This window comes from Pseudomonas atagonensis, assembly GCF_011369485.1.
Classification (GTDB): Bacteria; Pseudomonadota; Gammaproteobacteria; order Pseudomonadales; family Pseudomonadaceae; genus Aquipseudomonas; species Aquipseudomonas atagonensis.
The window spans coordinates 69,454-89,592 of record NZ_VXCA01000001.1; the positions used below are offsets into that span (position 1 = coordinate 69,454).

Below are 20,139 nucleotides of genomic sequence, written 5' to 3' on the forward strand. Positions count from 1 at the left end.
GGGTTCGCCCGTTCCCACAGTATTTTCCCTGACTATGGACGAACGGCGCAGTGCACAACAGATTCACCTGAACGCATAAAAACCGTATCAGGGCGCGGCAGATGGCCGCAGGCAGCGCTTCGATCTGATCCGCATAAATGAACATTTCCTGAGCCTGTTTTGTTTCTGGCGGGGTTTCTACAGTGCAGCTCGTGCCAGACCGGGTGGCCTGGCAAGACTTTGCAACCGTGGATGAACTGACCATGAGCACAGCAACAATCGGACAGGCTTATAACTACAAGGTCGTCCGCCAATTCGTCATCGCGACGGTTTTCTGGGGTGTCGTGGGCATGGCGATGGGGGTATGGATCGCCTCGCAACTGGTATGGCCGGACATGAATCTGGACCTGCCGTGGACCACCTTCGGCCGCTTGCGACCGTTGCACACCAGCCTGGTGATTTTCGGCTTCGCCGGCAGCGCGCAATTCGCCGCCAGCTACTACGCGGTGCAGCGTACCTGCCAGGTGCGGCTGTACTCGGACAAGCTCGCCGCGTTCACCTTTTGGGGCTGGCAATCGGTGATCGTGATCATGCTGGTCACCCTGCCGCTGGGCTACACCACCACCAAGGAATACGCCGAGATCGAATTCTCCGGCGCAGTGTGGATGGCGGTGGTCTGGGTCGCGTACGCCGTGGTGTTCTTCACCACCGTGGTGCAGCGCAAGACCAAACACATCTACGTCGGCAACTGGTTCTTTGGCGCGTTCATCCTGGTGATCGCCATGCTGCACGTGGTCAATCACCTGTCGATTCCGGTGGACTGGTTCAAGTCCTATCCGGTGTATTCCGGCGCCACCGACGCCATGGTGCAGTGGTGGTACGGGCACAACGCAGTGGGTTTCTTCCTGACCACCGGGTTCCTCGGGATGATGTATTACTTCGTGCCGAAACAGGTCAATCGGCCGGTTTATTCGTACCGGTTGTCGATCGTGCACTTCTGGGCGCTGATCACTCTGTACATCTGGGCCGGCCCGCACCACTTGCACTACACCGCGCTACCGGACTGGGCGCAGTCATTGGGCATGGCGATGTCGCTGATCCTGCTGGCGCCAAGCTGGGGCGGGATGATCAACGGGATGATGACGCTGTCAGGCGCCTGGCATCAGTTGCGCACCGACCCGATCCTGCGCTTCCTCGTCCTGTCACTGGCGTTCTACGGCATGTCGACGTTCGAAGGCCCGATGATGGCGATCAAGACCGTCAACGCCCTCTCCCACTACACCGACTGGACCATCGGCCACGTACACGCCGGCGCGCTCGGCTGGGTGGCAATGATCACCTTCGGTGCGACGTATCACATGGTGCCCAAGGTGTTTGGCCGCGAGCAGATGTACAGCACACCGCTAATCAACCTGCACTTCTGGCTGGCGACCATCGGCACGGTGTTGTACATCGCCTCGATGTGGGTCAACGGCATCACCCAGGGCCTGATGTGGCGGGCGATCAACGAGGACGGCACGCTGACCTACTCGTTCGTCGAGGCGTTGCAGGCCAGCCATCCGGGGTTCATCGTGCGCTTTGCCGGCGGGGTGTTCTTCCTCAGCGGCATGTTGCTGATGGCTTACAACGTGTGGCGCACGGTGAGGGTTGCCGACGTCGCGATTGCCCACCGTGAAGCGCAGATCGCGTGAGGCAGGGAGCCGGTCAATATGGATATTTTCTTCAATGTGTTGGGGGTCGTGTTTCTGTGGCTGGCGGTGGAGTACTGCCTGCGGCGGGAGACGGCGCAAAGTCTGGAGGATGCGAGCATGGTGCCGTTTGCCGATGATCCGGAGGTGGCGCGACGGGTGGAGTTGGCCACCGGTAAAACTGTGAAGGCGGTGGCGCCGGAGATAGCCAAACCGGGCTGGATCAACCTCGATATGTGAAGTGAGCCAGCCGATTTGCCCTCACCCTAACCCTCTCCCAAAGGGAGAGGGGACTGACCGAGTTGTTTATCCGAAATACACCGACCTGAAATATCGAAGGTGAATGCAATATCAACCACCACGAAGATCTGCTCCCTTTCCCCCTCGCCCCCTTGGGGGAGAGGGCTGGGGTGAGGGGGTAAGCTTTTGATCTTAACTGCGGTCTCGGGGAATCAGGCTCTGTAACTGCAACGCCAGAAAATTCGCATCAAACACAAACGTATCCGGATCCTTCAAACCATTGGTCTTGCGCCACTGCCAATCACCGCTCGGCAACCCCACCAGCGAAATACTGCCGTACCGCGCCGCCGTCAGGCCCATTACCGCCAGTGAAATCTGCCCACCGCTGCCCATCACGTCCGGCACGAACTCCACCGGTTTGCCGGCGATCACGATGCTTAGTTTTTCAGTCTTGAAGGTCGAAGTCTCGACCGGCGTGCCCGGCCCGAACGCCACATAAACTTCGCGGCTGACCTCCAGCAGATGCGGCGCCTGCACCGGCGCAAGCCATTGCTGGATCTGCGCGAACAGTTCGGTAATCCGTGTGGCCCACACCTGTGATTGGGTTTCGAAGAGTTGCTTCTTGTGCGCTTCACTCTCGGCATAGTGACGAAGCATCTCGCCCAGTTGTTGTACGTCGTTCATCAGTACCTTCCTCGGACAGAGCCTGCGATAGTCGATAGTGACAGATCGAGACGCCGGCGTACGTTAAACCTGGACCGCCGACACCGTGACACTTGGCAAAAGGATCAGCGGTACAGTTTGCCTGGCACTGGCATGCGCTCGTGAACAAATGGACACTCTGCCGAAGCCCAACCTTAATAACCAAGGGAAATCCAATGCGCACCATCGGCCTGATCGGCGGCATGAGCTGGGAGTCCAGCGCCGAATACTATCGCCTCCTCAATCAACAGGTGCGTGACCGCCTCGGGCCGTTACGTTCGGCACAACTGCTGATGTACAGCGTCGATTTCGGCCCGGTCGAACAGGCTCAGCATGCCGGACGCTGGGATGATGCTGCCGCTATTCTGGTGGATGCCGCGCGCAGGCTGGAGGCCGGCGGTGCCGAATGCGTGGTGTTGTGTACCAACACCATGCACAAGGTCGCGGAACAGATTCAGGCCGCGATCAGCATTCCGTTCCTGCACATTGCCGAGCCGGCAGCGCAAGCCGCGCTGGCCATTGATGCACGCACCGTCGGTCTGCTCGGCACGGCGTTCACCATGGAACAGGATTTTCTCAAGCAACGTCTGATCGCCCAGGGTCTGACGGTACTGGTGCCGGATGAAAGCGAGCGCAAAGAGGTGCACCGGATCATTTACGACGAACTCTGCGTCGGCGTAATCAGCGAGGCCTCACGCAAGATTTATCAACAAGTGATCGAATCGCTGACGGCGCGCGGCGCTCAGGCAATCATTCTCGGTTGCACGGAAATCGGTCTGCTGGTCAAACCCGAACACAGCGCCCTGCCCCTGCTCGACACCACCGAACTGCATGCACAGTCGGCGGTGGCGTTCGCGCTGGGCGACTGAATCAGGCGTCGGGACGCTTGCGCAGACGGGCCATGCTCAGGGTGTCGACCCATTGCCCGTCGCGCACCGCGTAATCGCGGAACAGGCCTTCGGGCTCGAAACCGAACTTGCGGTACAGGGCGATGGCCGCCTCATTATCGGCGTACACCGACAACTCGACGCGGTGCAGATTCATCCAGTTGTCGGCGACGTCCAGGGCTGCTGCGAGCAATTTGGAGCCCACGCCTTTGCCCTGCCACGCCACCGCAACGCCCATGCCGAAACTGGCGGCGTGGGCACGGCGAATCCGCGAAAAGGCTTCCAGCCCCAGATTGCCGATCACCACGCCCTGGTGCAGCGCCACCAGTTTCACCGCACGTTCGTTATCCGCCTGCAGCCGTTGACGCCAGACTTCGGTGGACTGAAACGGCATCTGCAACACCTGCCGCGCTACAGCGGGGTCGTTGTACAGCGCGGTGATGCCCTCGATGTGGGATTCGTTGGAGCGTTCGAGGTGGATGGCGGGGTTGTGCTCTGGCATGGCGGATCCTTCCTGGATCGATGTGTGGCCAAGCACTGTAAACCGCGAACCCCGAATCTGGCGAGATCAATAGGTGGGAGGGGGCTTGCTCCCGAAAGCAGTCAGCCTCCTTCATCCTTGAATGATCCAGCGCATTCGGGAGCAAGCCCCCTCCCACCGGGAATTAGGAGTTCAGGAGGGTAATGGGATCAGGGCTGAAACCATTCCTGGCGTTCATCGAAGGTGTGGTGGATGAGGTCGATCAGGGTCTGCACTTCGGCCACGCTCTGCGACTCAGCGTTAACGGCCAGCCACACCTGCAATTGCATCGGCTCGTCGAACAATCCCGGCAACGCTACCAACCCGCGATCAAAGCGGCTCATGTACGCCGGCAACAACCCGATGCACGCACTGCAGCGAATCATCTCCAGCATCAACTCGTAGGATTGCATCTGCACCACACCGGCCAACCTCTGTTCGACCAGCTCGTTCCATGGCCGGAAGCTGTCGATCTGCCGGTCATGCTGCCATTGCACGAGCATGAAATCGGCGAGGTCGTCGGGGGTGTCCGGGCGTGCAGTCACGCGCGAATAACGTTTGGCAATGTGCGGCAGGTAGTTCAATTGCGCCAGTCGCTGTGGCTCGCTGGTGGCGAAGGTCGGGCCGGGGTGTGCGGTTTCACCGTGAGCCAGCCAGAGGACGATGTCGGCACTGACCGCGCGCAGGGACAATTCGCTGTCCAGCGCAATAATCTCCAGACGCACGCTGGCGTTGCGCCGCAGCAGTGCGATCAGATCGCGACCGAGGATGTCATGCAGAATCGACTCGGCCACGGCCAGACGGATCAGCGGTTGCTCGACTACCGGCAATTTGCGCTCGTTGGCCAGAGCGACCAGTTTCGCCTGCAATTGCTGGCCCTCGCGAGTCAGGCTCAAGGCGCTGCCCTGAAAACTGAACAAGGTATGTTGCAGCGCCTGCTCCAGCTGCGCCAACTGCTTGCGCAACAAGGTCGAACGCACATTGAGGCTACGCGCCGCTTGCATGAAACAGCCACAGCGAGCGCTGACCAGAAAGTATTGCGCGACCTCGGCTTCGATCGTTGACGCCTGCGCCAGCCACGGTTCGCTGTTGCCCTGCGGCCAGCGAAATTCGGCGCTTCCCTGTCGTCCTGCGGGTTCGGTGAATGACATCGATGACTCCCTGTCGATCTTTGTATTTATGAATGCTCACCAGCCCCCTTGTGGTAGCGGGCTTGCTCGCTACCACAAGGGATTTTCGGTCAATCAGGATCAGCGTTTTTCCTCGAGGACTTTATTGAGCTCAGCACCATCGATACTCAACGTCGCGGTGTTGAGCATGCCGTCCAGATACGCCTGGGCAATCTGCTCCTGCCGCTGGGCACGCAAGGCTTGGGTCAGCTGATCGCGCAGCTCGTCCAGCGACGCCATGCGCGCCGGTTGTTGCTCGGTGAGTTTGATCACATGGAACCCGGCCGCGCTTTGCACGGGATCCGACACAGCGCCAACCTTGAGCCGCGCCACCGCCCCGCGCACTTCCGGCACCAATTGCTGCAACGGCTGCAACCCCGTGTCCCCGCCGCGTTCGGCAGTGGCGCGATCCTGCGAATACTGCGTCGCCAGCGCGGCAAATTCCCCCGGCGCGGCCTGAGCTTTCTTGCTCAACTCCCCCGCCTGCTTGCGCACGGCTTCCAGATTCTGCGGGTCATTCACCCCGAGAAAAATCTGACTGACCCGATACAGCGCCGGCGTCTGCCAGTTGGCCTTGCCGGCGTCATACGCCTGTTGCAACTCGGCCGCGCTCGGATACTCGGCCGGCACCTGGCTGACCGAACGCAAATAATCACGGAAGACAATCTGTTCAGTCGCCGCGCGCGTCTGTCGCGCGACGTCCGGACGCTGCGCCCATCCCTGCGCATCGGCCTGTTCGAGCACTGCTTTCTCGGCCAGACGCGCACGGATCCAGCGCTCCAGAGCCTCGCGATTGCCACGCAGCTGTTCGCGGGTTTCCGGCGGCACCGTCGCCAACAGCGCCTGCAATTCCTCAGGCGACACCTGCTGATTGCCCAACCGCGCCACCGCCGGCCCCGTAGCAACCGCCGCCACCAGCGACGATTGCTGGGCGGCGACCGGGTCACTGCCCGGTCGCACCACCAGCGCCACGGCCACCACCAGCAGCGCCACTGCACCGGCGCCGATCACCATGGCTGGCTTTTTCACAGCGCGACTTCCTCTTGCTCGGCAACGGCGACTTTCGCGGTTTGCGCGGCGCCGTTCTGGGTGAAATCACGCAGGTAGACAATGAACTCTTGCAGCAGGCGATCCCACAATTCGAGGTTGCCACGCAGGTGATCGTTGCTCACACCGGCGGCCACCACCACGTCCATTTCCATTACCAGAAACTCGCCCTGCAACGACAACCGGGCAAACCGGCGGGTCGCGTTCCACTGCTCGGCCACACCGGCCGGCAACTCACCCTGCACGCGCAAGGCACAGCTGAAGGTGAAGTCGACGTAGCTGCCCTGCTCTGCCACCGCAGGGTTGCCGAAACGCACGGCGTAACCGATGCCCTGGCTGGCGCTGAGCAACTGGACGATGCCGTTCTGTTCGGTCTGGTTGACGCGGTAACCGGCGGCTTGCAGCACGTCGGTCAGGGATTGCGGGGATACGTGGGAGATCAATTGAGTCATTACTTCTTCCTTGTCTATGAGTCTTTTAATCAGTGCGCAATCGCGGCTTGCGGCGCATCGAATTGAGTCTTGTACAGTTCATCGCCAAAGCCCTGAGCCAGTTCATCGAACTTGACCCGGGCGCTGCCGGCGAAGGGCTGGCGGATCTTCATCACCTCGGCCACATCGATGTTTTCGTAGGCGGTGAGAATCTGCCTGGCCACGCCATACATCTGCTGATTCTTGACCGAACATTGCTGCACTTGTGTGTCACGTTCAGTCAATTGCGCTTGAAGCTTAGACCGTTCTGCCTCTTTGGCACGGGCCATGACCAGCAACTCGTCATAGGCTTTCTTGAACTTGCCGGTCTGCTCGTTGCTGGCCGCCACCTGCGCCTGGGCCTGGCTGTGCAGACTTTGCTGCTGCCCGGCCAGTTGCTCGGCGAAGCCTTTGGCCTTGGCCAGTTCGGCGGTCAATTGCTTGATTTGCGCCTGCGCAGCCTTGGCCTCGTTCTGCGCCGCCAGTTGCGCGGCGCTGGCCTGGGCCTGCTGACTTTGCAGGGCTTGCAACTGCTGGGTGGTGCTGCGCAACTGCGTGCGCAAGCGCTCTTCCATGCCTTCGGCGCTCGCCCCTGTCGCGATCAACATTCCCAGCCCCAGCAATAAGAATCGCGTGTTCATAACCCTCTCCCGGCGCTTTAGAAGCGCGTGTTGATCTCAAGCTGCAAGACGTCGATGTCGAACGGCGCGCCGTACACCGCTTCGGTGCTCAACCAGCGACCGGTGGCGTAAACGTTTTTCGCCAGGCCGTAATTGCCGCCGATGAAATAACCCTTGGCGTTGGTGCCGCCGAGGTGGAACGACGAGTCGTTGAAACCGTCCGGCAAGGCGTCCGGCTGGATGTACTTGTAGCCGGCAAACAGGTTCCAGTCGCCCTGCTTCTTCAAGTCCAGCGCGTTGCCGAGGGTGAACTGCACCATCCACGCATTGGCGCCACTTTCGATGTCGCCATTGCTGTCGAGGTTGTTGACGATCTGCCCGGCAGAACGCTTGCGCATGTCGCCCTCGTCGTAGCTGAGGTTGTGGATGTAGTTGCCCTGGCTGCGCAGTTTGAAGTCTTGCGGCAGGTCGGCGTCCCAGACCACGTTCAGATCAAGCAGGTTGAATTCTGAGGCGAGGCCGACGAACTGCGGCTGCGGCGTGGTGGTCGGGTTGAGCGGGTTCGGCGTTATGTCGCGCAGCAGGAACACGCTGTTGCCCTTCTGCATGAACGCCGCGCGGCTGCCGTCGCTGTCGCAGCCCGGCGCACCGGCCCACGGTTCGCAAGGGCTGGAGCGTTGGCCTTCGATATCGTCGAAGCGGTAGTAAGCCAACGCACCTTTCAAGCGGTTGTTGCTGTTGATCGCCCATTTGGCGCCGATCTGCGCGCCGTACAGCCACTTGTTGTCGCTCTCTTCCTTGTCGAAGCCGTTGCTGCTGGCGGTGTCGTTGGTGTAGTCCACCGGGAACGCGCCCACGGTTCCGAACACGCCCCAGTCGCGGCTGAGCTTGTGGTCGAAAATCGCCGCCACACCGTCGAAGTTCAAGTCGTTGGAATAGAGCATGTCGGTGGACATGAACGGGTTGGCGAAGCGCCCGCCGGTCAGGGTCAGCTCATCCGTAGGCTTCCAGTTCAGGTAACCCTGATCGAGCCAGATGTCCTTTTTGGCGAAGCCGCCGCCGAGGCTTTGCGTGGTGGAAACCGGGTTGTTGTCCGAGCCGGTGCCGATGCGAATGCCGGCGGTCCATTCCGGCGAGATCACCGCTTTCATGCCCAGACGTGCACGAATGCGGAACTGGTTGGTGCGGTCTTCGCGGGTGTTGAGCAGTGGCGGCAGGTTGGTGCTGCTGTTCGGATTGACGTCGTACGGGCCGTTGTTGTTGAGCTTGGCGAAGTCGACGATTTCGTTGCTGTTGCTGTCCGAGTAGTAACGCGATTCGTCACGCAGACGAATATCGCCGTCGAAGCTGATGCGTGACGCCCAGTCCGGGAAGGTGTTGGGCGCGGCCCAGTTTTCCTGTTTGGCGGTGGCCATGACTTCGGCTTTGACCTGATCGCGGATCTGGTCACGCACCGCTGCTGGCACGTATTGCACACGGACATCGCCCGGCGCGGCCACGGGGCCGGCGGCGACCACGGCGCTGGAGGCGGCGGCCTGTTTGGCTTGGGCGGCTTCGTTCTGCGCCTGAGCGATCAGCGCGTCGGCCTTGTCCTGTTTCAGAATGCCCTGCTCGACCAGCAAGCGGATCAGATTGATCGTGGCGTTCTCCGAGGGCGCAGGCGCTGCCGCGGCCTGACCGACCAGGGTCGCGATGACCATGCCGACCGCCAGGGACAATCGATTCACGTTGGAAATCATCTGCACACAACTCCTTTTGGCAAAACTCTAAGAATTCGGTTAACCCGGACGCCGCCCTTGCAGGGACAGGCGCACAGGCAAAGTGATGGAGGCCGGAGGCCGTTCGCTCAGGGCCGGCGCACCGCGTAGCGCGGCCAGCACTTGCGTATCGATTTCAGGGTTGCCGCTGGACTTGATCAGCTCGACCCGAGTGATCTCGCCGACGCTGCTCAGCCACACATCGGCCTGCAGCGAAAACGCGAGGTTGCGCAGGTCAGGGTTCTCGCGCAGCAGCTTCTGGAAGGTGAACGCGAGGAACTGGCTGTAAGTCCCGGTGCCCAGCCGTCCGCCCCCGGCGCCGGCCATGCCGCCGCCCTTGCCCGCGCCGATGTTGAAAGCGTCGTTGCCGGACTGCGCGTCACCGTCCATTTGCATCGGGTTGGCCAGATCGTCCGCCGGCGATGGTGGCGCCTCTTCCTCAGGCTTGACCTCTTCGGGTTCGGGGGTCGGCTCGGGCTCGACGACTTTTTCTTCCACCGGGGTTTCCGGCTCCGGCGGTTTCTCTGGCGGCGGTGGTGGCGGTGGCGGCAACGGAATGATCGTCGGCACCTTCGGCGCTTCGCGGCGGATGCCACTCATGTCGTTGGCCCACTGCCACAGAAGCCACGCGGCCAGTGCGCCGATCAGCAGTCCGGCGCCCCATTTGGCATAACGCAGCGCCGGATTTTTCACCGGCAACGGCTCGATCGGGAGTTGTGCAGTCATGACTCAGCCCTGACTCGGTTTGCCGGTCACCAGACCGACCTGGGACAGTTCGAGCCGGCGCAACAGATCCAGCACTTCGATGACTTTCTGATACTGCACCGTCGCGTCGCCGCGCACGATCACCGGGAAGTCCGGGCTCTGCGCCTTCTCGATGCGCAGACGCTCTTCCAGTTCGGCCAGCGTCACCGGGTAAGCATCGAGGAACACCTGACCGCCGTCGTTGACCGAAATCGCCTTGGTCTTGGCCTCGGACAACGACACCGAAGCGCTGGCCTTGGGCAGGTTGATCTGAATCCCCGAGACCTGTGCGGTGGCAGTGAGGATGAACATCACCAGCACCACCATCAGCACGTCGACCAATGGGGTGATGTTGATACTGTCTACCGCTGCATCTTCGTCATCGTCGTGGGAGGCATTTACGGACGCCATGTCAGTGCTCCTCAGGCCGGTACGGAGTGGTTGGCGTGATGGCCGCGCTGATGCGCCGCTTCACTGGACTGGCCTTCGCCGTGCATCTCCGCCAGACGGGTGATGAACTCGTCGACGAAAACGCGCATGTCGGCGCTGACTTCTTTATTGCGGGTGATCAGGCGGTTGTAGCCAAACAGCGCCGGGATCGCGACGAACAGGCCCATGGCAGTGGCGAGCAAGGCAGCGGCCATACCCGGCGCGATGGCGTTGATGTTGACGTCGCCGGCCATCGCCGTGCCGAGGAACACCACCATGATCCCCAGCACGGTGCCGAGCAGGCCGATGTACGGCCCACCGGCAATGGCGTTGGACAGGGTCGAGAGTTTCGAACTCAGTTGCTGGTTTTCGCGGGTACGCACGCCGTCCATCGAGCAGCGGATGGCTTCGATGGTTGCCGCAGAAACGGAGGACGTATCAGCGCCCTGCTCACGGCGGGTACGGATTTCCTTGACCGCCACTTGATAGAGGCGCCACAGCGGCGAATGCTGCAGGCGCTGGGCCAGTTGCGCGTCGTCGGCGAACATCTCCAGACGCGTGCCGACCTTGGCGAACTGCACGCGGAAGTCTTCGTTGGCGGCGGTCACGCGGCTGAGGGTGCGGTTCTTGCGCAGCATGATGATCCACGACTGGAACATCATCAGCACCAGCACCGCGATGATCACCCAGGCATCTACCGGCACGGCGTTGAGCAGGAAACCAAGGCTGCCGAAACCGAAACCGGATTGCTCTTCATCGACGCCGTAAGCGACCAGTTTCGACTCGGCGCCTTGTGAGGTGGCATCGGCCAGCAATAGCGGCGCGGGCCGCGCGACTTTCGACAGGCGCAGCTCATCGATGGCGCCCACAAATGGCTGGAACGGACCTTCGTGCAGATCGGCGCCGATGGCCATGACCGAATTGAAGGCCGGCATCGCCAGCGTCAACGTGGTGGCTTCGCGACCGTTGATGTAAAGGCTGACCTTCGAACCCTCAGCGGTCAGCGCAACGTGTTGCCATTGGCCGGGATTCAGCGCTTGAGTGGCGACGGCGCGTTGGCCATCGATTTCCACAAACGGCACGCCCTGATTGACACCGACCAGCAGGCTGTTGGCGCCCTCACGGCGGGCCAGGATCAGTTGCTCGCCACTGGCCTGATCCAGGCGCAGCCAGGCACTGAAGGTGAACGCGCTGCCGGCGTTGTGTTGCAGCGACGGACTGGCCGGCAGCAACAATGGCTGACCGCTGAACTGCAAGGCCCGCCCTACTACGCCGTCAATCGCAGCGCCGGTCGCGCTCTGTGCGGTGTTGCCGTAAGCGGTGGTGTCTTTGGCCGGAGTGCCGGTGGCGCCGTCGAAGTGATACAGCGCGGTGTAATTCGGATCGAAGGTCAGTTGGCCGTTGCCGGTGGCCGGGGCTTTCTGGTTGCCGTAGTACATCCAGATGTCCTGACGCTGACCGCCCTCGACATTCGGCACATCGACCCAGATCAGCGCCATACCCATCAGCGCGTCGAAACTTTCGATCTGGTGGTTGAGCACGGTTTTGTCGTCAGCGGCGACGAAGCGCAGATCCGAGCCGTCCTCTTTTACGCCATCGAAGGTGAAATTGCCGGTGTGCAGGCGCACCAGCAACGCCGTGCGGCCCAGCGCCTGATTGATCCCGGCGCCTTGCGGCGTGGTGTCGACGGCGATCTGTTTGCGGTAATGCCAGTCGTCCTGCCACCAGGCCTGAGCCGTGGCCGGGAGCACGAAGCCCAGGCAGATCAACAACGAAAGAAAGAGGCGCTGCATGAACGTGCTCCTTGTCAGAAAGTGGCTTGAAGGTTGAAGTGCAGGCGCGATTCCTGTTTCGAGGTGTTCGGCCCTTCGAGTAGCGGATAGCCCCAGTCGAGGCTGCCGGACAGCCATTTGCTCAGGCTGGCGCGGGTGCCGAGGCCGACGCTGGCCAAGGCGTAATTGGCGTCCTGATCCGGCAGTTCATCGCGCAGGTAAAGCTGCGCGCCTTCGGCAAAGGCGTAGAAGCGCCAGTCCTGCATCCACGTGCCGGCATACTTGGCCAGCGACGGCGTACGCACTTCCTGGCTGAGCAGCAAGCCGTCATCGCCGGTGCGTTCGGCCGCCAGATAGCCGCGTACTGAAGTGGCGCCGCCGGCCGAGAATTGTTCGTTGGAAACCAGTGGCCCGGACGCTAACTGGAACGCCGCTTTGCTCGCGCTCTGCCAGTCGCTGTCGAAGGTCCAGGTGTAATTCGTGTCGCCCTTGAGCACGGCAAAACTCGGTTTGGCGCGGTAGCGTTTGTAGTCGAAGTCTTCGTCGGAGCTGCCGTAACCGAAAATGCTGCGGGTAGCGGCCACCAGGCTCAGGCCGAGGCCGAGCTGGCTCTTTTCGCTGTAGCGATAGCCGTTGTAGGCGAAGGTGAACGGCGCGTACTGCAGCGGCACCTTGTCGCTTTCACCGGACAGAGTCAGGCGTTCGTCGAAGTCCTTGAAGTCAATGCCGGCCGACAGCGAGTTCGACCAGTTGCCACTCGATGGCAGCGTGTAGATCGCCGACACCCCATAGGAGTGGCCCTTGCCCAACACGTTGCTGCCGCCGATGGTGGCGACGTTGCTGTCGGACTGATAACCGGAGAACTGCACGCTCCAGCGATCCGTCAGTGGCGCGGTGTACGACCCCGACCAGACCTTGGCGTTGTCGGTGTCCTGCGGCGCAGTGAAGTACGTCAGGTTGATGCTGTGGCCGAGTTGCCAGAGGTTGTTGTAACCGAGGCTGGTCACAGCACGGAGTTTTTCGGTGTCGGCGCTGTAATCGTTGTTGAGGCCGACGCTGGCGGTCCACGGGTTCTGATCCTCGACCTGCAGATCGACGTCCATGGTGCCCGGGCGCTGACCTTCGCGAACCAGTGGCATCACTTGCCGGCCGGGGGTCTTGTTGAGCTGCGCCAGCTCGCCCTGAACCTTGGCGAAGTCGGGGACTTCGCCCTCCTTCAGCGCCGGGACGTTGTCGCGGATATCCAGCGGCGAATAGTGTTTGGCGCCAACCACGCGCACCCGGCCGACCTTGGTTTCGCTGACTTGCAGATAGACAATGCCGTCGGCCACGGCCTGCTCCGGCAACTCGACAAACACCGATTGATAGCCGCGTTCCTGATAAGCCTTCTGCAAGGCATCCCGCGCGCCCTCGATGTCGCTCAGGGCTTTTTGCGGGCCGAGAAACGGGTACACCGCTTCTTCAATCGCCCGCGCATCGAGCACGGTGTTGCCGCGCACGAAGTACTCGTTGACGTCGACCAGACGCTGCGCCGTAGCTGCTTGCGCGGTCTCTTCGGCCAATGCCGGCTGCGCGCCCGCCGTCACCAGCAGCCAGCCCCACAGCGCCAGCCGTGACTTGAAAATCGGTTCCACACTACCCCCTGAATTCGCGATGACCTGTTGGCGCTTCGGCGCCTTGTGTGTTGCCGCTGTTAGTTGCTGACGTGCGGCGCGCAGGCGTGCTTGCCGAGCCAGGTGTGCAGCAGCGCGAAGTTCAACGAGAACTCGGGCATTTGCAGCAAGGCACCGCAGAACACTTCGCCAATGATTTTCTGGATGAGCTGCACCGCACGCGGCTCGTTGAGCAGCGTGGCGATGTCGCGACTGAGGACGTTAAAGCTCCAGACTTTCTGGTTCAGACCCAGGCCGACGAACCAGCGAAACAGCAGGTTGTAATTGAGCTGTTCATAAAGCTGCTGTTCGCTGGGCACCGAATACAGCAGTTGCAGCAACAGGATATGCATGACCGTTTGCGCGGGGATCAACATGCCAGGCTCGGCATTGAGGTCGTGCAGGAGTTCGCGATGGGCATCGAGCAAATCGTCGATCTGCGGGCGCAGCAAGACCAGCGAATGGCCAGGCGGAATGTAGCTGGACACTTCTTTCAAGGCGCCCTGCCAGTCATCCTGCGACACGATCCAGACCCACGGCGCGCCGTAGCGATACACCGAAACCGGCTTCTTGCGCGCGGCTTCGACGATCTTCGACAAGCGCTGATCGAGTTCCTGCATGCCCACTTTCGAGTAGCGTTCCATAGTCCCCATTGCCTCACTCCCGGCGTCCCGCCTCGGCTTGTGAAAAGCGCCCCGTTGGGCCCCTCAAGCGCGTTACATAGGCATGACCGGACTGGCGATGTGCTACCGAACTTTTGTCATAAAAGCTTCATTACGGAAGGTGGGCGATGGAGGATTCGGGCTGTACTTGACACTAAATGTGGGAGCGGGCTTGCTCGCGAAAGCGGTGTACCAGCCGTGAAGATTTCAGCTGACGGGACGCCTTCGCGAGCAAGCCCGCTCCCACAGGGAATGGAGTTTGTTCTTGGTCAGGAATAAACCGGCCAGATGTCGACGATCTTGCCGTTGCGCACGGCCAGCAGATCACCGAATTGCAGGAGTACGGCTTCGGTCTGGGTCGGGCGCAGGAAAACCTGGTCTTCGACTGTCAGGCCAACGGCACTGGAGCCGTTGACCATCTCCTGATTTGAACTGCGCCCATAAACGCCATTGCTCTGAAGTCCGGGTGGCGATTCGAACTCGGCCATCCAGTTGCCGCCGTAGATGAAAAACGTCTGGCGCTGGTTCTGATCCCACCACGAGAACAGTTTCGACTTGTCATCCAGCGCCGGAATGTTCACCGCGCCGGTGCTCTTCAGTACCGGCGTGGCGATCCAGGTCGCAGGCACATGTTCGGCCAGGGATGGCAGGTCATAGTGCGTCGGTTTGAGCATCGCCGTGCCCACCGAAACCTCAGTGCTGAGTTTCTCGTTTTCATGGATGCGGTAACTCGGGCTGCCAGCGGTGTTCAGGCACAGGCCGTCGTGCCACAACTGCGGGAATTGCTGTCGGGTGAAGTCCACGCAGCGCTGATAAATCGCCATGACCTTGGCAAACAATTCTTCGGGTGAGCCGAGAATCCCCGGCACGCCCATGCCCACGAACGGGTCGTAACCCATGAACCCGGCAAACTCCAGATGCTGCGGGTTGGCACTGATCAGCGTGAGCATCTGCCCCAGCACATTCACGTCACTGACCCCGCCCCGATGCAGGCCGACATCAAGCTCAATATTGATGCGCATCCGCGTGCCCAGCCCTTGCGCCAGCGCCAGGTATTGCTGCAGGCGTTCAGGCCCGTCGAGCAACCATTGCAATTGCTTCGCCGGGTCGAAGGGGCCTTTGTGGGCCTGATAGAAAATCTCGGCCGAACGCACCGGCAGTGGCTTGCCGAGCAGGATGTCCGATTGCGGGAACGTCAACGCATCGTGATTGAGAAACGGCTGATGAAACGACATCAGCCGCTGCGTCCCGGCACGCTGGGCGATGTAGCTGAGCAACCCCGGCGAGGGCAACGACTTCTCCACCAATCGCAACTGCTTGCCGCCACGTTTGACCGAATGCATCACCACGTCAATGTTGTGATCGAGGCGATCCAGATCGATCAGCAGCACCGGGCGCATCGGGCCTTTGTCCTTCAGCTCTTTATTCAGCACGCGGAAATATTCGCTGTACGGCGCGCCACGATCCCCCGGCCGCAGCCACGCGCCCACCCCCACCAGAAGCGCTCCGACACCCAGCGTGCCAAGCAGAAAATTGCGTCGATTGACCGCCATCAGCTCACCCCCAGAATTGACGACAGATGCGCATTGAGAAACTTGCCGCTGGGATCGAGCGCCTGGCGCACCTCGACAAATTCGCGCCAGCGCGGATAAAGCGGCTGCAACGTGCGCGCATTGAGCGTGTGCAACTTGCCCCAGTGCGGGCGGCCGTTGTACTTCCAGAAGATCGGCTCGACGGCAGCGAAGAAGTTGTGATGATCCATCTGGTAATGCTGGTGCACCGAGATCGAACAGCTGTCGCGCCCCTCGAACATGCTCAACGGAATGTCATCAGCCTTGACGTAGCGGTACTCGATGGGAAACCAGGTACGCAGGTCCTTGTCCTGAATCAGCTTGAGAATTTCGCGCAGGCAGGCCGGGCCATGTTCGGCGGGCACCGAATATTCCATCTCGTTGAAACGCACCGTGCGCACGTTGGCGTAGATGTCGAACGAGTCGCCGACCCGATCATCGAAACTCGCCAGATGGCGCAGGCTGTTGAGCATCGTCCGGCGCAGATCGGGGAAGTCGCTGCCGTACTTGTCGATCTTCTCGATCAGGGTCACGAACTCATTACCACCCTCCTCTTCGGGCGGGATCGGCGGCGTGGCCGGGTCGTCGGTTTCGTTGAGGGCGATGGACAAGGCGTAATCGGAATGGGTGACGACGAGCATTTCCCAGTGCTGGTTTTCACGGGTGTTCTTGTCGAGGTCTTCCAGCAGTTCTTCGGTCTTGGCGATCCACTGGCGCTCGCGCAGGCGATAGGCCGGGCGGTTTTGCAGGCGGATTTTTGTCGCCACGCCGAGGGCGCCAAGGGACACGCGGGCCGCGTTGAACACTTCGGGATGGCGCTGACGGTCACAGTCGAGCACCTCGCCGCTGGCGGTCACCAGTTGCAGGCCGCAGACATGCGCGGAGTAGGACTGGAAGTTCTTGCCGGTGCCGTGGGTCGAGGTCGAAATCGCCCCGGCAAGGGTCTGGTAATCGATGTCGGCCATGTTCTGCAGAGCCTGGCCAATGTCTTTCAACGGCGCGCCCATGCGCGACATCGGCGTGCCGGCGGCGAATTCGGCTTGCAGGGTTTTCGCATCGTGATCGAGCAGACCGTTGAAGTAACTCAGCGACAGCAACGTGCCGTCGGTGGGCACTAAAGCGCTGAAGGAATGCGCAGAGCCGACCGGACGGATCTTGCCGGGTGCCTGCTGAATGATCGTCGTCAGTTCATCGAGACTCTTCGGCGCCAGTCGTGCCGCCGGCAGACAACTTTGCCCGCCCGACCAGTTGCGCCACGGAATCAACCGAGGCGCGCGCAGCAATTGGCCCAGCGCCGGGTTACTGGCCAACGCGCTGAACGCGCCGACGATACTTGCCCGTTGCAGCAACTGCCGCCGTGTCAGATCCATCGTCATGCGCGCACCCTTATTGTGGGAGAGGCTGGTCGGCCATGAAGCCGATCAATTGCAGGAATTGCTCTTCCGAGCACTCGACGCACTGGCCCATCGGCGGCATGCCGTTATAGCCGTTGATCGCATGGTCGAGCAGCGTGTCGGCGCCTTGCTGGATGCGCGGTTCCCAGGCCTTGCGGTCACCAGTGAGCGGTGCGTTGGCGGCCGGGTTGGCGTGGCAGAGCTGGCAACTGTTGGCATAGATCTGCGCCAGTGCCGGGTCTTTGGGCATGGCGTTACCGGCGATGCCGGAAGTGCTTGTCGGTTTGGTGTCATCGCCACAGCCGGCCAGTGCGACCGCTAGCGTCAGCATTGCGGTGAATCGGATCGAACGCATAACGCCCCTCGCGTGGGATACCGCTTATTGTTGTGATCACACCTTAAGGCAGCGGCCGTGGCGGGTTGAGGGCATTGCGGGACAGCGAGGGGGGCAAACGGGGCCAGTTGAAAGTCTGCCGGATAACCACGATTGAATTGTGGGAGGGGGCTTGCTCCCGAAGAGGCTGGCACATTCGACAGTGATGTCGCCTGAATTGACGCTTTCGGGAGCAAGCCCCCTCTCACAAGGGTTCCATAGGCGAATTGCAGCTCTGCCTCGTGCCTTGGCGTGACATTCGAGTGACATTTGCGGGTTTAAATTTCGGCGTATTCAGGCGTATAACCTGTAGAGACTTTTGATCTGCATGCGGACATCAACACGGGGTAGCGACATGACCACAGCAAACATCCTTGGCAACCTGTTCCCTTCTGTCAGCGACATCCCGGAAAAATACCGCCTCGACGCTCAGGTCGAGCAACGCGAATACCTCGTCGACGGCCAGTTGCGCCGCTGGGACGGCCCGCTCGCCACGGTGCGCAGCCCGGTCTATCTGCACGGTGAAAACGGCGACGAACAAGTGATCCTCGGCAGCACACCGCTGCTCGACGCCGACACTGCCCTCACCGCTCTCGACGCCGCCGTCCGCGCCTACGACCGGGGTCAGGGCTTGTGGCCGACCATGCGCGTGGCTGAACGTATCCAGCACGTCGAAGCCTTCCTCGGCCGTATGCGCCAACAGCGCGACGCCGTGGTCAAGCTGCTGATGTGGGAAATCGGCAAGAATCTCAAGGACTCGGAAAAAGAGTTCGACCGCACCTGCGACTACATCGTCGACACCATCAATGCACTCAAGGAACTCGACCGCCGCTCCAGCCGTTTTGAGCTGGAACAGGACACACTCGGGCAGATCCGCCGCGTACCGCTCGGCGTGGCGCTGTGCATGGGGCCTTACAACTATCCGCTGAACGAGACCTTCACCACGCTGATTCCGGCGCTGATCATGGGCAATACCGTGGTGTTCAAACCGGCCAAGCTCGGCGTACTGCTGATTCGTCCGTTGCTCGAAGCGTTCCGCGACAGCTTCCCGACCGGCGTGATCAACGTCATTTACGGCAGTGGCCGCGAGACCGTCAGCGCGCTGATGGCCAGCGGCAAGATCGACATCTTCGCTTTCATCGGCACCAACAAGGCCGCCAGCGACTTGAAGAAACTGCACCCCAAACCGCACCGCTTGCGTGCGGCGCTGGGGCTGGACGCGAAGAACCCTGGCATCGTGTTACCGGAAGTCGATCTGGACAACGCGGTCAGCGAAGCGGTCACCGGCTCGTTGTCGTTCAACGGCCAGCGCTGCACCGCGCTGAAAATCCTCTTCGTCCATGAAGACGTGGTCGACAGCTTCATCGAGAAATTCAACGCGAAACTGGCCACCCTCAAACCGGGCATGCCGTGGGACAACGGTGTGTCGCTGACGCCGCTACCGGAGTCGGGCAAGGTCGATTACCTGCATGGTCTGGTCGCGGATGCGCGCAGCAAAGGCGCCGAAGTGGTCAATCCGAATGGCGGCGAATCCCGCGAATCGTTCTTCTACCCGGCTGTGCTGTACCCGGTGAATCCGCAGATGCGCGTGTACCAGGAAGAACAGTTCGGCCCGGTAGTGCCGATCGTGCCGTACCGTCACCTCGATACGGTAATCGATTACGTGCTGGAGTCGGATTTCGGTCAGCAGTTGAGCATTTTCGGCACCAACCCGGTGGCAGTCGGCCGTCTGGTCGACACCTTCGCCAATCAGGTCGGGCGGATCAACCTCAACGCCCAGTGTCAGCGCGGGCCGGACACTTACCCGTTCAATGGCCGTAAGAACTCCGCCGAAGGTACGCTCTCGGTGCACGATGCGCTGCGGGTGTTCTCGATCCGCACGCTGGTGGCGACCAAGTTCCAGGACAGCAACAAGGATCTGATCAGCGAGATCATTCGCGGACGCGATTCGAGCTTCCTGACCACCGATTACATCTTCTGATCCACGGTCTCCCGAATCGTGAATAAGCAAGAAGGCGAGTCCATGCGGTTCTGATCCAAAGTCGCAAGGCGCCCGGCAAATCAGTGTCTACACTGATCCCAGCACTGTGCTGGATGCCGGGAGCTTGATCATGCTGGACTACTTCGCGTTGGGCGTGTTGGTGTTTGCCGGGCTCGTACTGTTTTACGGGATCATCGTGTTGCACGACATTCCCTATGAGATTGCCGTTCATCGTAACCACCCGCATCAGGATGCAATCCATGCCACTGGCTGGGTCAGTCTGTTCACGCTGCATGCGCTCTGGCCTTTCCTGTGGATCTGGGCGATGGCCTATCGAGAGGATCGCGGCTGGGGGTTCGGTGACGGTAAATCCGTGCAAAACCATGTCGTTCGCCTCGAGCAACAGGTGGTCGAACTGCAAGGACGCCTCGAACGACTCGAAGCGCTGAATGCCACTACTCCCCACAACGGGGAGGGCTGAA

20 protein-coding genes are annotated in these 20,139 nt (G+C 61.2%); 5 read left to right on the forward strand and 15 right to left on the reverse strand.

What is annotated here, in order from left to right; all coding sequences use genetic code 11:
• Positions 1–242: 242 nt before the first annotated feature.
• Positions 243–1,670 (forward strand): cytochrome-c oxidase, cbb3-type subunit I, encoded by a 1,428-nt coding sequence (ccoN, locus tag F2P67_RS00255; RefSeq protein WP_166215817.1) that lies wholly within the window; start codon positions 243–245, stop codon positions 1,668–1,670.
• A gap of 18 nt (positions 1,671–1,688) precedes the next feature.
• Positions 1,689–1,907 (forward strand): CcoQ/FixQ family Cbb3-type cytochrome c oxidase assembly chaperone, encoded by a 219-nt coding sequence (locus F2P67_RS00260; protein WP_103302163.1) that lies wholly within the window; start codon positions 1,689–1,691, stop codon positions 1,905–1,907.
• A 192-nt stretch (positions 1,908–2,099) separates the two neighbouring features.
• Here F2P67_RS00260 and F2P67_RS00265 read toward each other — a convergent pair whose 3' ends face one another.
• Positions 2,100–2,591 carry a hypothetical protein gene (locus F2P67_RS00265; RefSeq protein ID WP_166215820.1) on the reverse strand — a complete coding sequence of 164 codons (492 nt, stop codon included), beginning with the start codon at positions 2,589–2,591 and terminating at the stop codon, positions 2,100–2,102.
• Between the two features lie 194 nt (positions 2,592–2,785).
• Between F2P67_RS00265 and F2P67_RS00270 the strand changes: the two genes are divergently transcribed.
• The gene (locus tag F2P67_RS00270; protein ID WP_166215823.1) at positions 2,786–3,478 is read left to right on the forward strand and encodes an aspartate/glutamate racemase family protein; all 693 of its coding nucleotides are present in this window, start codon (positions 2,786–2,788) and stop codon (positions 3,476–3,478) included.
• A 1-nt stretch (position 3,479) separates the two neighbouring features.
• Here F2P67_RS00270 and F2P67_RS00275 read toward each other — a convergent pair whose 3' ends face one another.
• From F2P67_RS00275 to F2P67_RS00340, 14 genes are all read right to left on the reverse strand, one after another.
• Complete coding sequence (locus tag F2P67_RS00275; protein ID WP_166215826.1) at positions 3,480–3,998, reverse strand: GNAT family N-acetyltransferase; 519 nt, start codon at positions 3,996–3,998, stop codon at positions 3,480–3,482.
• Positions 3,999–4,186: 188 nt separating this feature from the next.
• The gene (locus F2P67_RS00280) at positions 4,187–5,167 is read right to left on the reverse strand and encodes a LysR family transcriptional regulator (RefSeq protein ID WP_166215829.1); all 981 of its coding nucleotides are present in this window, start codon (positions 5,165–5,167) and stop codon (positions 4,187–4,189) included.
• 99 nt (positions 5,168–5,266) lie between these two features.
• Positions 5,267–6,214 carry a peptidylprolyl isomerase gene (locus tag F2P67_RS00285; protein WP_166215832.1) on the reverse strand — a complete coding sequence of 316 codons (948 nt, stop codon included), beginning with the start codon at positions 6,212–6,214 and terminating at the stop codon, positions 5,267–5,269.
• The gene (locus F2P67_RS00290; protein WP_166215835.1) at positions 6,211–6,684 is read right to left on the reverse strand and encodes a YbjN domain-containing protein; all 474 of its coding nucleotides are present in this window, start codon (positions 6,682–6,684) and stop codon (positions 6,211–6,213) included. The genes F2P67_RS00285 and F2P67_RS00290 overlap by 4 nt, the downstream gene beginning before the upstream one ends.
• Positions 6,685–6,713: 29 nt before the next feature.
• Entirely contained in the window at positions 6,714–7,343 is a 630-nt protein-coding gene (locus F2P67_RS00295; protein ID WP_166215838.1) for a DNA repair protein, read from the reverse strand.
• Positions 7,344–7,360: 17 nt separating this feature from the next.
• Complete coding sequence (locus F2P67_RS00300) at positions 7,361–9,061, reverse strand: putative porin (protein ID WP_166215841.1); 1,701 nt, start codon at positions 9,059–9,061, stop codon at positions 7,361–7,363.
• A 39-nt stretch (positions 9,062–9,100) separates the two neighbouring features.
• On the reverse strand, positions 9,101–9,805 hold the full coding sequence (locus F2P67_RS00305) for an energy transducer TonB family protein (protein WP_166215844.1): 705 nt from the start codon (positions 9,803–9,805) through the stop codon (positions 9,101–9,103).
• A gap of 3 nt (positions 9,806–9,808) precedes the next feature.
• Positions 9,809–10,234, reverse strand: a complete 426-nt coding sequence (locus F2P67_RS00310; protein ID WP_007915482.1) for an ExbD/TolR family protein — start codon at positions 10,232–10,234, stop codon at positions 9,809–9,811.
• 11 nt (positions 10,235–10,245) lie between these two features.
• Positions 10,246–12,045 carry a DUF2341 domain-containing protein gene (locus F2P67_RS00315; protein WP_166215847.1) on the reverse strand — a complete coding sequence of 600 codons (1,800 nt, stop codon included), beginning with the start codon at positions 12,043–12,045 and terminating at the stop codon, positions 10,246–10,248.
• Positions 12,046–12,059: 14 nt separating this feature from the next.
• Complete coding sequence (locus tag F2P67_RS00320) at positions 12,060–13,658, reverse strand: ShlB/FhaC/HecB family hemolysin secretion/activation protein (RefSeq protein WP_166215850.1); 1,599 nt, start codon at positions 13,656–13,658, stop codon at positions 12,060–12,062.
• A 59-nt stretch (positions 13,659–13,717) separates the two neighbouring features.
• The gene (locus F2P67_RS00325; RefSeq protein ID WP_166215853.1) at positions 13,718–14,329 is read right to left on the reverse strand and encodes a transposase; all 612 of its coding nucleotides are present in this window, start codon (positions 14,327–14,329) and stop codon (positions 13,718–13,720) included.
• Between the two features lie 278 nt (positions 14,330–14,607).
• Entirely contained in the window at positions 14,608–15,816 is a 1,209-nt protein-coding gene (locus F2P67_RS00330) for a DSD1 family PLP-dependent enzyme (protein WP_166216004.1), read from the reverse strand.
• Between the two features lie 74 nt (positions 15,817–15,890).
• On the reverse strand, positions 15,891–17,219 hold the full coding sequence (locus F2P67_RS00335; RefSeq protein ID WP_166216007.1) for a D-arabinono-1,4-lactone oxidase: 1,329 nt from the start codon (positions 17,217–17,219) through the stop codon (positions 15,891–15,893).
• 76 nt (positions 17,220–17,295) lie between these two features.
• Positions 17,296–17,658, reverse strand: coding sequence for a c-type cytochrome (locus F2P67_RS00340; protein ID WP_166215856.1), 363 nt, complete (start codon positions 17,656–17,658; stop codon positions 17,296–17,298).
• A gap of 373 nt (positions 17,659–18,031) precedes the next feature.
• Here F2P67_RS00340 and F2P67_RS00345 point away from each other — a divergent pair, with 373 nt between their 5' ends.
• Together F2P67_RS00345 and F2P67_RS00350 are read left to right on the forward strand one after the other, a co-directional pair.
• Positions 18,032–19,657: an NADP-dependent glyceraldehyde-3-phosphate dehydrogenase gene (locus F2P67_RS00345; protein WP_166215859.1), complete on the forward strand. Its 1,626-nt coding sequence runs from the start codon at positions 18,032–18,034 to the stop codon at positions 19,655–19,657.
• A 130-nt stretch (positions 19,658–19,787) separates the two neighbouring features.
• Entirely contained in the window at positions 19,788–20,138 is a 351-nt protein-coding gene (locus F2P67_RS00350; RefSeq protein WP_166215862.1) for a DUF3302 domain-containing protein, read from the forward strand.
• Position 20,139 lies beyond the last annotated feature (1 nt).

Excerpts from the sequence above, each read along its gene's own strand:
- F2P67_RS00325 (WP_166215853.1), bottom strand. The coding sequence starts at position 14,329 with ATGGGGACTATGGAACGCTACTCGAAAGTGGGCATGCAGGAACTCGAT.
- F2P67_RS00270 (WP_166215823.1), top strand. The coding sequence starts at position 2,786 with ATGCGCACCATCGGCCTGATCGGCGGCATGAGCTGGGAGTCCAGCGCC.
- F2P67_RS00305 (WP_166215844.1), bottom strand. The coding sequence starts at position 9,805 with ATGACTGCACAACTCCCGATCGAGCCGTTGCCGGTGAAAAATCCGGCG.
- F2P67_RS00290 (WP_166215835.1), bottom strand. The coding sequence starts at position 6,684 with ATGACTCAATTGATCTCCCACGTATCCCCGCAATCCCTGACCGACGTG.
- F2P67_RS00315 (WP_166215847.1), bottom strand. The coding sequence starts at position 12,045 with ATGCAGCGCCTCTTTCTTTCGTTGTTGATCTGCCTGGGCTTCGTGCTC.
- F2P67_RS00280 (WP_166215829.1), bottom strand. The coding sequence starts at position 5,167 with ATGTCATTCACCGAACCCGCAGGACGACAGGGAAGCGCCGAATTTCGC.
- F2P67_RS00350 (WP_166215862.1), top strand. The coding sequence starts at position 19,788 with ATGCTGGACTACTTCGCGTTGGGCGTGTTGGTGTTTGCCGGGCTCGTA.
- F2P67_RS00275 (WP_166215826.1), bottom strand. The coding sequence starts at position 3,998 with ATGCCAGAGCACAACCCCGCCATCCACCTCGAACGCTCCAACGAATCC.
- F2P67_RS00295 (WP_166215838.1), bottom strand. The coding sequence starts at position 7,343 with ATGAACACGCGATTCTTATTGCTGGGGCTGGGAATGTTGATCGCGACA.
- F2P67_RS00310 (WP_007915482.1), bottom strand. The coding sequence starts at position 10,234 with ATGGCGTCCGTAAATGCCTCCCACGACGATGACGAAGATGCAGCGGTA.
- F2P67_RS00340 (WP_166215856.1), bottom strand. The coding sequence starts at position 17,658 with ATGCGTTCGATCCGATTCACCGCAATGCTGACGCTAGCGGTCGCACTG.
- F2P67_RS00345 (WP_166215859.1), top strand. The coding sequence starts at position 18,032 with ATGACCACAGCAAACATCCTTGGCAACCTGTTCCCTTCTGTCAGCGAC.
- F2P67_RS00265 (WP_166215820.1), bottom strand. The coding sequence starts at position 2,591 with ATGAACGACGTACAACAACTGGGCGAGATGCTTCGTCACTATGCCGAG.
- F2P67_RS00260 (WP_103302163.1), top strand. The coding sequence starts at position 1,689 with ATGGATATTTTCTTCAATGTGTTGGGGGTCGTGTTTCTGTGGCTGGCG.
- ccoN (WP_166215817.1), top strand. The coding sequence starts at position 243 with ATGAGCACAGCAACAATCGGACAGGCTTATAACTACAAGGTCGTCCGC.
- F2P67_RS00300 (WP_166215841.1), bottom strand. The coding sequence starts at position 9,061 with ATGATTTCCAACGTGAATCGATTGTCCCTGGCGGTCGGCATGGTCATC.